This is a genomic window from Pseudarthrobacter sp. SORGH_AS 212 (assembly GCF_030818145.1).
Lineage (GTDB): Bacteria > Actinomycetota > Actinomycetes > Actinomycetales > Micrococcaceae > Arthrobacter.
Genome location: NZ_JAUTAA010000001.1, coordinates 3,617,419 through 3,630,363, shown reverse-complemented (window position 1 = coordinate 3,630,363; position 12,945 = coordinate 3,617,419). Strand labels below are relative to the sequence as shown.

General features: G+C 66.1%; 8 protein-coding genes and 2 tRNA genes. 2 read left to right on the top strand and 8 right to left on the bottom strand.

Translation table 11 applies throughout. The annotated features are described in order from the left end of the window. Positions 1-14: 14 nt before the first annotated feature. From QE394_RS16655 to QE394_RS16635, 5 genes are all read right to left on the bottom strand, one after another. A complete protein-coding gene (locus QE394_RS16655; protein WP_056084918.1) occupies positions 15-947 on the bottom strand; it encodes a cytochrome b/b6 domain-containing protein in 933 nt (310 codons plus the stop codon). Positions 948-1,087: 140 nt separating this feature from the next. After that, positions 1,088-1,161: transfer RNA gene (locus QE394_RS16650), tRNA-Met, on the bottom strand. A 161-nt stretch (positions 1,162-1,322) separates the two neighbouring features. Further along, positions 1,323-1,396: transfer RNA gene (locus tag QE394_RS16645), tRNA-Met, on the bottom strand. A 170-nt stretch (positions 1,397-1,566) separates the two neighbouring features. Beyond that, positions 1,567-4,524 carry a UPF0182 family protein gene (locus QE394_RS16640; RefSeq protein ID WP_200937957.1) on the bottom strand — a complete coding sequence of 986 codons (2,958 nt, stop codon included), beginning with the start codon at positions 4,522-4,524 and terminating at the stop codon, positions 1,567-1,569. Between the two features lie 165 nt (positions 4,525-4,689). Beyond that, on the bottom strand, positions 4,690-5,718 hold the full coding sequence (locus tag QE394_RS16635; RefSeq protein ID WP_349035424.1) for a S16 family serine protease: 1,029 nt from the start codon (positions 5,716-5,718) through the stop codon (positions 4,690-4,692). A 297-nt stretch (positions 5,719-6,015) separates the two neighbouring features. Between QE394_RS16635 and QE394_RS16630 the strand changes: the two genes are divergently transcribed. After that, positions 6,016-7,527: a zinc-dependent metalloprotease gene (locus QE394_RS16630; protein ID WP_349035098.1), complete on the top strand. Its 1,512-nt coding sequence runs from the start codon at positions 6,016-6,018 to the stop codon at positions 7,525-7,527. Positions 7,528-7,557: 30 nt separating this feature from the next. Here the strand turns inward: QE394_RS16630 and QE394_RS16625 are convergent, their stop codons facing one another. The 3 genes from QE394_RS16625 to nudC all read right to left on the bottom strand — a co-directional run bounded on the left by QE394_RS16625 (position 7,558) and on the right by nudC (position 11,468). Then, positions 7,558-8,169, bottom strand: coding sequence for a M48 family metallopeptidase (locus QE394_RS16625; protein WP_349035097.1), 612 nt, complete (start codon positions 8,167-8,169; stop codon positions 7,558-7,560). Between the two features lie 20 nt (positions 8,170-8,189). Next, positions 8,190-10,343 carry an ATP-dependent DNA helicase UvrD2 gene (locus tag QE394_RS16620; protein WP_349035096.1) on the bottom strand — a complete coding sequence of 718 codons (2,154 nt, stop codon included), beginning with the start codon at positions 10,341-10,343 and terminating at the stop codon, positions 8,190-8,192. Positions 10,344-10,409: 66 nt separating this feature from the next. Further along, the gene (nudC, locus tag QE394_RS16615; RefSeq protein WP_056084903.1) at positions 10,410-11,468 is read right to left on the bottom strand and encodes an NAD(+) diphosphatase; all 1,059 of its coding nucleotides are present in this window, start codon (positions 11,466-11,468) and stop codon (positions 10,410-10,412) included. Positions 11,469-11,601: 133 nt separating this feature from the next. Between nudC and QE394_RS16610 the strand changes: the two genes are divergently transcribed. Then, positions 11,602-12,942, top strand: a complete 1,341-nt coding sequence (locus QE394_RS16610) for a macrolide 2'-phosphotransferase (RefSeq protein WP_261619165.1) — start codon at positions 11,602-11,604, stop codon at positions 12,940-12,942. Positions 12,943-12,945 lie beyond the last annotated feature (3 nt).

The window sequence follows — 12,945 nt, the reverse complement described above, 5'->3', positions numbered from 1 at the left end:
ACGGGCCGGCAGGGTCAGCGGCTGACCTTACCCATCAGTGAGGCGACGGGGCGCAGGAAAAGCGGGCGGGCGAGGAACCAGGCGCCAACCATGACTGCCACGGAAGCGGCGAAGACCCAGAAGCCGAACCAGCCGTCATCGTCACGCACACCGTACATGTGGTTGAGGTTCCGCAACGCCCCCGTGGCGAAGACCAGGAACACGTGCACCACCACGAAGGCCACGAAGTAGATCATCACCGGGAAGTGCACTGCACGGGCCCACTCGATGGGGTAGGCCTTGTTCAGGCCGGCAGCCTTCTTGGGCCACGCACCGGACATGCGCAGCCCGGTGATGAACGCCAGCGGTGCGGCGATGAAGACGGTGATGAAGTACGTGAGCAGCTGGAGCGCGTTGTAGTTGACCCAGCCGTTCTCGGTGGGCCAATTCAGCGAGGCGTACTGGAGCGCGGCCGAAAGGGCGTTCGGGAAGACATCCCAGCTGGTGGGGACAATCCGCATCCATTGGCCCGTGGCAAACAGGAGAACAGCGAACACCAGCCCGTTGAGGATCCACAGGGCGTCCAGGGTGAGGTGGAACCACAGCTCAAGGCTGATCTTCGTTGGCGCGTTCCTGGTACGGATCAGGCCCTTGTTGTTGCGGGTCCAGTGCGCGCTCGGGCGGGTGGTGGTCCGTACCTGCCAGCCCGTTCGGATAATCAGCAGCAGGAAGAAGGCGTTGAGGAAGTGCTGCCACGCCAGCCACGCAGGGAAGCCCTGCGGGGCCGAGTCCGGCAGCTCCGAATGCCCCGGGTAGTCAGCCACGAAGGAAGCCACGGCGGGAAGGCCCACCAGCCATCGGGCAGCGAGGACCACCAGTACCAGCGCCACGAGGACGGCCGGGACGCCCCAGTAGAGTCGGGACCGCTTACCCGTGGCGGTGCCGGGCTTCTTCGTGGGTGTGGACATCGAACTACATTCCTCTCGAGAATGACTGGCCAGGTGCTCGCAGCACGCAAGCCCTGCGAACGAGAATACTAGGAACTACCCTCATCCACGGAAAAAGAAGACCCCGTCCGGCTGGTATGCCGAACGGGGTCTTTCCATAGTTGCGGGGACAGGATTTGAACCTGTGACCTCTGGGTTATGAGCCCAGCGAGCTACCGAACTGCTCCACCCCGCGTCGCTTGATCAACACTACCCTATCTTTTCGGCCGCCGTGACCACTGGGCCCGAAGCACCTTCCAGCCACGCGGCGGGGGCGTGCCGTGGCACCGCCAACGGCACGCGCAGGGGCACAAAAAAGACCCGGACACTGTTTCCAGTGTCCGGGTCTTTTACCAGTTGCGGGGACAGGATTTGAACCTGTGACCTCTGGGTTATGAGCCCAGCGAGCTACCGAACTGCTCCACCCCGCGTCGCAAGAACTACTTTACCGGGAGGTGAACGCCAGGCCAAATCGACGGAGCGTGACGTCCGTTACGCAAGCGGCACCCGCTTCCCGGAGGAAGCGGATGCCGCGTTACGTCGTCGTACTTTCGTTCAGGTCCTGTGCGCCCGGGGGTACCTCAGGACGCCGCACACCCCGCTAGTTGCTAGGCGACGGTGACGGCGTTGCCGTTGGTGCCGGGCTGGCTTCCGGGGTGGTGCCGGGAATCTTGGCCTCGGCATCCACGGCCTTCTTCAGCGCCGCGGTGATCCGCTTCTGCGCCTCACCGTAAGCGGCGAAGTCACCGGATGCAAGAGCTGACTGGCCGGCCTGGATGGCAGCATTTGCTTCGTCCAGCGCCGCCTTCAGCTCAGCCTTGGCGTCCGCTCCCGGCTCCGACGGAGTAGCCGGCCCCGCAGGCGCCTGCCCGTTGTTGTCCGAATCGCCCGCCGCTGCGCCGGAATTACCGCCGAAGAGCTGCTTGAGTGCTTCGTCCAGGGTGGGTGCGAAGCCCACCTTGTCACCGAATGCCACCAGCACGCGCTGCAGGGTGGGATAGGAGGTCTCACCGGTCGATTTCAGGTAGACCGGCTGCACGTACAGGATGCCGCCGCCCACGGGCAGGGTCAGCAGGTTGCCGTTCAGCACGTCCGAGGCGCCCTGGCGCAACAGGTTCAGGGCCTGGGACACCGTGGGATCGGAGTTGAACTTGTTCTGCGCCTGGCCCGGGCCGGGGACCTGGGTTTCCGGCGGGATATTGAGCAGGCGAAGCTTGCCGTAGCCCTCACCCTTGACCCCTGCCTGGTTTCCGGCGTCGGAATCCGCCGCCAGGAAGCCGTAGAGGACGTTGCGGGCGTTGTTGTTCACGATCTGCGGAATGAAGGAAGACGTGAGCTGGAACGCCGGCTTGTCCTGGTCCGGCATCTGCAGCGACATGTAGAACGGCGGCTGCTTGACGTCCGTGTCCACGGTGGGATCGGCCGGGACGCTCCAGGCGTCGTTGTTCTTGTAGAAGCTGCGGGGGTCCGTCACGTGGTACTGGCCCAGCAGTTCACGCTGGACCTTGAACAGGTCCTCCGGGTACCGGACGTGGCTCATCACTGCACCGGACATCTCCGAATAGGGCTTCAGGGACGTGGGAAACACCTTGTTCCAGGCCTTGAGGATGGGGTCCTGGTCATCCCAGGCGTACAGGGTGACGGACCCGTCGTAGGCGTCCACGGTTGCCTTGACGGAGTTCCGGATGTAGTTCACAGTGCTGTTCGGCAGCGCCACGGCACGGCCGGAGGTGGTCTGCGTATCAGCAGTGGCCTCGGACAGCTGCTTTTGCTGCGAATAGGGGTAGTACTGGCTGGTGGTGTAGCCGTCCACGATCCACTTCACCCGGCCATCAACGACCGCCGGGTAAGCGTTGCCGTCAACGGTGAGGTACGGCGCAACTTTCTGGATGCGTTCGCGGGGGTTGCGGTCGTACAGGACCTGCGACTCGGAGTTCACGCCGTCCGAGAGCAGCAGGTCCGAGGACTGGAACTTGATGGCGTACAGGACCTTGTTGAAGAACGAACCCACATTCGGGCCACCGTTACCGGTGAACGTGTACTGGGTTTCACCTTCGCCTTCCGGCCCGGATGGACGGTCCTGCTCACGCGGAGCGGTGCCTTCCGGGGCACCGACGATGGAGTACTCGGGCGAGGATTCACCGAAGTAGATGCGCGGCTGGTAGGACGCGTCGTTGCCAAGGACACCGTTGGAAGGAATGCCTGACTGCAGGAACTCAGGTTTTCCGTCCACGGTGAACTTGTTGCCCTTGGCCGCCACCACGCCATACCCGTGGGTGTAGACCACGTGCTGGTTCAGCCAGCCCTGCTGGTTGGATGCCACGTTGGTGGGGTTCAGTTCCCGGACAGCGATCACGGTGTCCTGGATCTTGCCGTCCACCTCGTAACGGTCGACGTTGAGGGCCTCGGGGAACTGGTAGTACGGGCGGTACTGTTCCAGCTGCGCGAATGCGTCAGAGATCAGGTTGGGGTCCAGGAGCCTGATGTTCGCGGTGGTCTGCGCGTCCGGGGCCAGGGCGCCTGAGGTTGCGGTGTTGGTGGCGTCGTAGCGGGTCTCCTGGATTCCATCGAGCCCGTATGCGCTGCGGGTGTTGTCGATGTTCCGCTGGATGTAGTCCTTCTCCAGCGTTTCTTCCGAAGGACGGACCTGGAACTGCTGAATCACCCAGGGGTAGACTCCACCGGCCAGGATGGACGTGATGATCAGCATCGCCGTTCCGATAACCGGCAGGCGCCAGCGGCCAATGATGGCTGCCACAATGAACAGCGCAGCTACAAGCACGGCAGCGACGGCGAGTATTGCCTTCGTGGGGATGACGGCGTTGACGTCCGTGTACAGGGCGCCGGCCCAGCGGCCGCCATTGCTCTGGACCGAGGAATACCGGTCCAGCCAGAAGTTGACGCCCAGCAGGATCAGGAACGCGGCACCCGTGACGGCAATGTGGATCTGGGCGGCACGGGCGGTGTAGACGCCGCGCTCCATGAGCCGGATGCTGCCGTAAAGGTAGTGGGTCAGGATGCCCGCGATGCCGGCAATGACAACGACGCTGATCAGGAAGCCCGTGACGAATCCCAGGAAGGGCAGGACCATCACATAGAAGCTGATGTCCATGTTGAACTGGGGGTCCTGCTTGTTGAAGCCCACCTGGTTGAAGAAGAGCAGTACCTTTTGCCACTGGCTCGCAGCAGCGCTTCCGGCGAAGAGGCCGAACAGGATGGGCAGGCCAATCATGACCACCCGGCGCACCGGTTCCAGCTGTGCCTGGTACCGGTTGAGGTTGTCCCGGATATCGGAATCAGGCGCATATACCGGCCGGGAGCGGTAGGCAATGCGGATGGCGAAGAACACGCCGGCAAACATCACGGCGAACCCGGCAGCGAAGATGGCGATCTTGGCCAGGTTCTCGGTGATGAAGACTTCCATGAACCCCAGCTGCCGGTACCAAAGGACATCGGTCCAGACGTTGGCGAAGAAGATGAAGCCCACGACGACGAGGGCAACAACGATCAGGGTGGGCGTCAGCGCGCCGCGTCGGGAAGGGGGTCTGCCGGTGGACATGGTGCTGGCGGGACGGGACAAACTGGGTACCTCATAGCTGGTCGTCAGATATTCGAAGCGTGCGTGCGAGTGACGTACTCCCCCGGCCTGCAGCTGGAATTGTCCGTCACCTTTGCCACGAGTGGCGGTAAGGCTTAGTTCCTGTCGAGTCTAGATGCGCCCAGTCTAGTTGTTTCCGCAGGTGGGCAGGCCCGTTGTGTCCTGGCCGCTGCCCGCACGTTCGACGGCGGACTTCGCCTCAGCGAGCTTTCCCACTTTGACCACCTGGAGCCCGTCCGGGATGTGCCCCACTACTTCCCCGCAGTTTTCCGCGGGTGCCAGGAAGAGGGTGGCTCCTCCGGCGCGGGCGCCCTGCATTTTCTGCACGATGCCGCCGATGGCCCCGACGGTGCCGTCCGGCGAAATGGTGCCCGTACCGGCGATGTGCTTGCCGCCGGTCAGGTCACCGGGGGTGACGGTGTCGATAATGCCCAGGGAGAACATCAGGCCGGCCGACGGGCCGCCCACTTTGTCCAGCGAAATATGCACATCGAAGGGGAACGTAAACAGGTACTTGAGCATCACCCCGAGGATGAACCGGCCTTCTCCGTTGTCCTTGGGGGTAATGGTCTCAGTCACCGGCTGGCCGTCCCGCTCCAGCACCACGGCTGCGGGCGCGCCCTTGCCTGCTGAGAGTTCGTCCTGGATGACGGCCAGTGACGTGATGTCCTTGCCGTTGATGGTTTTGAGGACGTCCCCGGTCCGGATCTTGCCTTCCGCAGCCGACCCGTCGGACAGTCCCGCGGCCTGCAGCTGTTGGCCGAAAGGAATGTCCAGTTCATTCAGGGCCGAGGCGACGGCGTTTTCCTGGGAAGTGGTCATGGCGACGGCGCTCTGCTCGGCGGCTTCTTCCTTCGTGGTCCCCGTGGGGTAGATCAGCTCCACCGGATAGACGGACTTGGACCGGTCAAGCCACGCGGAGAAAGCGGTCACGATGCTGACCGGGCTGCTGGGTCCGCCATCGACATAGACCGTGGTGAGGTCCAGGTTGCCCGCTGCCGGGTAGGACTCATGCCCGGTGACTTTGATGACGGGGGTTCCCTGGCCCTGTCCCAGGGTGTTGTATGTGGGCCCCGGGGACTCGACGACGTACGGCACGGGGAGGACCCCGGCGGCGATGCCCAGGCCCAGCGCCGTCACGCCGGCAAGCATCATGGCCGAAACCCTGGGGCTCGGCCGGGACGCAGGTCCTGTTGCCGCGCCGCCGTCCGCGTCATCGCCACCGGCCGCGCCGCCGTCGTGATCCCCTTGCCGGGGCTGGGAAGGAAGCTCTGAAGCGTGGTCCTCGGAAGGGTACCCGCCACGGGTTGTAGTCACGCAACAACAGTACGCGGTGGCAGGACCCGGGGGCTCTTTGCCCACAGCGAACGTCAAGCCGGTGCGGCAGACAGCCGTGGATGGCCGGGGTACCGTGAAGGTTGAGCAACAGTCACACCGACGATCGGCGGGATCATGACCTCCAACCCACACAATTCTTCGAACGGCGACGACACCCCCAAGGACCCGTTGGCCGAGATGCTGCAGAACCTGATGGGCGGCAAGGGCATGGAAAACTTCGATCCGGCCGAGCTCGCCAAGGCTGCCGGCCTGCCGAACGATCCCAACCTGCTGGCCCAGATGTTCTCCCAGGTCCAGGCCATGATGAGTGCCCCGTCCGAAGGGCCCGTCAACTGGACGCTGGCGCACGACAATGCACGGCGCGTGGCCGCGAGCGGTTCCGATCCTTCGGTGACCTCCCAACAGTCCCGGGAGGTGGACGAGGCCCTTCGCCTGGCGGAGCTGTGGCTGGACCGCGTCACGGACCTGCCGTCCACCGGACTGATCGGGCGGGCATGGTCCCGCGCGGAGTGGGTCGAGGCAACACTGGGGACCTGGAAGCGGCTGACGGAGCCGGTGGCGAACAGCATCGCCAATGCCCTCTCCTCCGCCATGACGGAGCAGATGCCCGAGGAAATGAAGTCCATGATGGGCGGCGCCTCCTCAATGCTGCAGAACATGGGCGGTGCCATCTTCGGGATGCAGCTGGGCCAGGCCATCGGCGCGCTCTCCGCGGACGTTGTCAGCTCCACGGATATCGGCGTACCGCTTGCGGACCTGGAAATGGCCCTGTTGCCGGCCAACGTCGCAGCTTTCGGCGAGGGCCTGTCCCTGCCGGAAAACGACATCCGGCTGTTCCTTGCAGTGCGTGAGGCCGCCCACGCCCGGCTGTTCGTGCAGGTCCCCTGGCTGCGGGGGCACCTCCTCGGGGCAATTGAGGCATACGCCCGCGGCATCCACATCGACACCTCGCGCATCGAAGAACTGGCCCGGGACCTGGACCCGAGCAACCCCGAGGGAATCCAGGAAGCCCTCTCCCAGGGCGTATTCATGCCCAAGCGCACCCCTGCGCAGGAGCAGGCCCTGGAGAAGCTCGAAACGGCGCTGGCCCTCGTGGAGGGCTGGGTCGACGAACTGACGGCCGCGGCCACCGAGAATGTGCTCCCCTCCGCTGCCGCCCTGCGTGAAACCGTCCGGCGGCGCCGCGCAACCGGCGGCCCGGCAGAGCATGCCTTCGCCTCACTGGTGGGGCTGGAGCTGCGGCCGCGCCGCCTCAGGGATGCGGCAACGCTGTGGGCCGCCCTCAAGGAGGAACGTGGCGTCGAAGGCCGGGACGCCATCTGGCACCACCCGGACCTGCTGCCCACCGCCGAGGACCTGGACGATCCCAAGGGCTTCAGCGCCCGCCGCAAGCTGGCCGAGGCCAGCGACAGCGAAGTGGATGATGCCCTGCAGAAGCTGCTCAGCGGTGGTTTTGATGCCCCCGCCGCCGATGATGCCGCTGGAACGTCGGCTGGCCCCGCCGAGAGCGGCGACGGCGGCGCGGGTTCCGGCGCGGCTCCGGGCCCAGCCGGCTCCGGTGCCGACAACACCGGTGACGACGGCGCCGGCGACGACGACGGCGAAGGTACCCAGCCGAAGGCCTGACCTTCCCGCTGCGGCGGCAGCACGCTTCACCTAGTCGGCGTCCTCCGGCCAGCCTTCGGGCTCCGGAAGGGCGCCGGTTTTGTTGTCCCCGGCTCCGCGGCCGGTGGCCAGACCGCGCGCCGAGGCATAGGACACCCCTTCAAGGAAGGCTTTCGCACGCTGCGTTTCCGGATACGCCTCGAGCAGATTCCAGAACGCGGCGTTGTGCCCGGCCACGAGGAGGTGCGCGAGTTCGTGGAGCAGGACATAGTCAATGACCCACTGGGGCATCGGCTTCAGCTTGTCCGAAAGCCGGATAGTGCCCTCCGCCGGCGTGGCAGAGCCCCAACGTGAATTCTGGTTGCTGACCCACCGGACGGAAGCCGGAGTTGACCGCCCACCCAGGTACTGGGCAGAAAGGTGGGCGGCGTGGGCTGCGAGGGCGGCATCGGACGCCGGCCGTTTCCTGCCCGCCGCACTGCGCCGCTCCCCCTGCCGCTGCAGCTTTGTCAGCATGCGCCGGACCCACTCGGTTTCCTGGGCCGACGTAAACCGCGCAGGGATGGCGACGACGGCAGTCCCGTCCTCCCAAAACGCCGCCACCGTCCGGGTCCGGCGGGAAGACCGCCTGACCTCCACCGGCGCGCCGTCGGCTGTGGTCATTGCGGGCGGCCCGCCGGACCTCACAGCTCAGTGCTTTCGGTCAGCACCTTCAGGACGTCTTCGCCGTACTTCTCAAGCTTTGATGGACCTACGCCCGCCAGGCCGGCGAGGTCCTCAATTGATGCCGGCCTCGCCTCGGCAATGGCGGTCAGGGTGGCATCGGTGAAGACCACGAAAGCGGGCACATCGGCAGAGAGGGCAACTTCGCGGCGCCAGCTCCGCAGGGCTTCGAACGTCTGTTCCTCGTAGCTGGGCGGGCACGCATTGCACCGTCCCACCTTGCGCTCCGCGCCAGAGGACAGCATGCTGCCGCAGACCCTGCACACGGCGGGGGCTGCAGCCTTCCGTCGTGGAGCCGGGCCCTTTCCACGGGTGCTGGACGTTGCCACGGAATTGGGGCGGAGTCCGTCAAGGAACCTGGACGGTTTCCGGTTGGCCCGTCCGCCAGGCGTTCGCGCCGTGCTCCAGGACAGGGAAAGGTTCTCCCGTGCACGGGTGATGCCGACGTACAGGAGCCGGCGCTCTTCATCCACCGATTCCGGGGAATCGGCGAAGGAGATGGGCATCAGGCCTTCGCTGAGGCCCACCAGGAACACGGCGTCCCATTCCAGGCCTTTCGCGGCGTGCAGGGACGCCAGGGTGACGCCCTGCACCGTGGGGGCGTGCTGGGCGAGCGATCGTTCCTGGAGTTCGTTAACGAAGTCCGCCAGTCCGAACTCCTGGCCGCGGACCTGGACCAGCTCATCGGCGAGGGCGACCAGCGCCGCCAGGGACTCCCACCGTTCCCGCAGTGCGCCGCCGCTGTGCGGGGCGGAGTCCGTATACCCGAGGGAGGAGACAATGTCCCGGACCAACTGCCCGAGCGGTTCACTGGCCCCCTCTTCGCTCACCGCCCTCGTGGCCGCACGCAACTGGAGGATGGCGTCCCGGACTTCCTTGCGGGCAAAGAACCTCTCTCCGCCGCGTAGCTGGTAGCCGATGCCGGCGGCGGCGAGCGCCTGTTCGTAGGCCTCGGACTGCCCGTTGGTACGGAAAAGAATGGCAACTTCGCTTGCCGGGGTGCCGGCGTCGAGCAGTGCCTTGATTTTTTGGGCGACGGTGGCCGCCTCGGCTTCGTCGTCCGTGCACTCGGTGAACGTGGGCACCGGGCCCGCGGGCCGCTGGGCTACCAGTTGCAGGGGCGCGGCCCACGCTGCATCCGCTGCCGGACCACCGCTGCGACGTCCGGCCAGCAGGTCATTTGCCAGCTTCACCACCTGGGGTGTGGACCGGTAGTCGCGGATCAGCTTGACCACGTTGGCCTGCGGATACCGGGCCTTGAAGTCCAGGAGGTGCCGGGGCGAGGCTCCGGTGAAGGAGTAGATGGTCTGGCTGGCGTCGCCCACCACGCAGAGTTCGTCCCGGCCACCGAGCCACAGCTCCAGCAGCCGCTGCTGCAGGGGCGACACGTCCTGGTACTCGTCCACCACGAAGTGCCGGTACTGCTCCCGGACGGTGGCCGCCACTTTCTCGTCCTCCTGGAGGATCCCCACGGTGATCAGGAGGACGTCCTCGAAGTCGATGACGTTGCGGTCTGTCTTCACGTCCTCATAGGACTGGAAGACGCGCGCCACGGCGGTGAGGTCGAAGCCGCCCGGCGCACCCCTGTCCTGCGCGTTCTCCAAGTAATTGGCCGGGGTCAGCATGGAAACTTTCGCCCACTCGATTTCCGAGGCGAGGTCGCGGATGGACGCCCTGTCCGTGCTGAGCCGCAGCCGGCGTGCCGCTTCGGCCAGGGTCTGTGCCTTGTGCTCCAGGAGGTTCGGCAGCGTGCCGCCAACGGCCTGCGGCCAAAAAAACTGCAGCTGGCGCAGCGCCGCCGCATGGAACGTCCGGGCCTGGACGTTGCCTGCCCCAAGGTCCCGGAGCCGGCTTCGCATCTCCGCCGCGGCCCGCGCCGTGAAGGTCACAGCCAGGAGCCGCTGCGGTGTGTAGACGCCGGAGTGGACCCCGTAGGCGATGCGGTGGGTGATGGCCCGGGTTTTTCCGGTTCCGGCACCTGCCAGCACGCACAGGGGTCCGTTCAGGGTGCTGGCCACCTCGCGCTGTTCGGCGTCTAGCCCGCCCAGGATGCGGTCCTCCAAGGAGGCAGTACCGTCTTGAGAAAGGGCTCCGGTGAAGTTGTCTGTAGTCACGTCTATTGCTCTGTGTCCCGTTGCTGCTTTGTTCGACTGCCGCGCCCAGTCTTGTGAATATGGATCTCAGGCGTCGGCGAGGTCCCGGATCCGGCCGCCGTACCAGTGTTCGATGAGTGCCCGGGCGATGGAGAGCCTGCTGGAAATGGTGATCTCACCGCTGAGGACGGCGTCCTGGAGTTCCTCCCGGCTGAACCAGCGCGCCCTGGTGACCTCCACGCCGTCGGGCGTTGCCACGGCGTCATCGGTGATGGCGGTAAATCCAAGCATAAGGGAGGCGGGGAAAGGCCACGACTGCGAGCCCAGGTACTGGCAGGCTTTCACGCGGACACCCACCTCCTCGAACAGCTCCCTGACCACGGCCTGTTCCAGCGACTCCCCCGGTTCCACGAAGCCAGCCAAGGTGGAGTAGTTTTTGGCGTCAGCCGGCCCCCCGCCGCCCAGGAGCAGGCGGCCGTCCGGGCCCACCACCGTCACGATGATGGCAGGATCTGTCCGCGGATAGTGCTCGGACGAATCCGCGGGGCAGCGCCGCACCCAGCCTCCGGCCTGCACTTCAGTGGGCGTGCCGCACCGCGGACAGTGTGTATGGCCGGCGTGCCAGTTGGCAATGGCACTTGCCTCCACGAAGAGGGCTGTTGCCGTGGGACCCAGACCGGCCGCCACGTCACGGAACCCGGCCCATGAAGCCTCCCGGGGAAGGCCTGCCGTTCCCGGCTCGACAGGGGCGGGCAGCACGAACAGCAACAGTTCCGTCCCGGCGGGAAGATCGGCCGCCGGCAATGCCGATCCAAGATAAACCATCAACTCCGGAACGGTGCCCGCCGCTGCCAGCTCCGTGTGCAGTGCGCGGGCGTTTGCAAGGACCAGGCTGCCCCCGCTCACCAGCCCTTGCCGGCCCGCCAATACAACCGCCAGGGTCTCCGGAGCGGCCAGGAGCTCTTCAACCATTCCTGCCCGCATCCGTTCCGTGGAGCCCCTGTCCACGAGGGCGGGCCGCACCGGAAGCAGGGTGTCGCGAAGATGGTTGGCAGCAAGGAGTCCCGGTCCGTCCGGTGTAATTGCTGGTTGCCCCTGGGCGGGCGTTTCCAGATGGACGGGCGTGGCAGACTCCGCGTGGCTCATGACTCCACCGTACTGACTGGGACTGACATTTGAACATTTTGGCCCCGTTGGGTATCCCCCTGTTTTGCACGTATCTGGAGACTCGCCGCTACCGGACCGGCGTCTTGGACGGCCGGCAATCTACCGTGGAACGGTGAGAAGAAAACCGATTGAACTGGCAGCCGTTGCAACCGCAGCAGTCCCCGGACTGACCCCGACGGCAGTTAGCTCCGCTCCGGATGATCCCGCGGACTTCGACTCGGCGCTGCTCCTTGACTCGGAAGGCAAACGCTGGCGAGTCAGGTCACCCCGCCATGCAGAAGCCAGCGCCCGGCTGGAAACGGAATTCCTCGTCCTTCGTGCGTTCGCTCCTGCCATCCGGGCTGAGCTGCCGTTCCTCATGCCCACGGTGGCCGGCAGCGTCCGGCTGGGGACCCTGAGCACCTTCGTCTACTCGCACCTGGCCGGCAGCACCCGCAGCGTTGAGGACCTCACCGCCGGCCCGGCTCCGCTGGCACGGGAGATCGGCGTTGCCCTGTCAGCCATCCATGACCTCCCGCGGTCGCTGGTCAGCAACGCCGACCTGCCCAGCTACACCCCCAATGAGTTCCGCCAGCGGCGCCTTAATGAGCTTGACCAGGCGGCCACCACCGGCAAGATTCCTTCGGCGCTGCTGCTGCGCTGGGAACACGCGATGGAAGACGTGTCGCTCTGGCGCTTCAATCCCTGCGTGGTGCACGGCGACCTGCACGAGGACAACCTGCTGGTGGAGGGCCAACGCGTCACGGCAGTCACGGGATGGACCGATCTGCGGATCGGCGACCCTGCCGACGATTTCGCGTGGCTGGTGGCCTCCAACGAACAGGACTTTGTGGACGCCGTCCTGGCCGGCTACACCGCCAGCCGCCGCGACACCCCGGACGCGCACCTGCTGCGCCGGGCAGCCCTGTCTGCGGAGTTTGCACTCGCCCAGTACCTGGTCAAGGGCATTGCCGCGGGGGACGCCGAAATGGTGGCCGAAGCAGAGGGCATGCTCGAGACGCTGGCCGCCGATATCGCCGAACACGGCGGCCAACCCATCAGCGTCGAACCCCAGCCGCCAATCCAGCCAGGGCAGACTGCCGGCGTGGCGCCGGCAGATTCGGGCGCCGGCACCGCATCGGACACCCCGTCCCCGGAGGGCCAGTCCCGCACGGGTTCTTCCACGCAGGACGCGCTCGACGACGGCCCGGCGGCGGGGATGCCCGCCGTGACGGTGGTTCCGGTGCCGGTCCAGCCCTCAGTATCCGCCGTTCCCTTGCCGGTGCAGGCAGCAGTTCACGTGAGCAGGATTCCGGTGACGCCTGCCGAAGCAGCAACGGGCGAGGGCATGCCGGCCCCGGAACACGGCGGCGACACGGCTTCCCCGGCCGGCGCGGACCAGGGCGCCGGCAGAACAGGGGACGATACCTCAACTGCGGCCCTTTCCGTCATCAAGACCAACCACGGTCAGTAACCG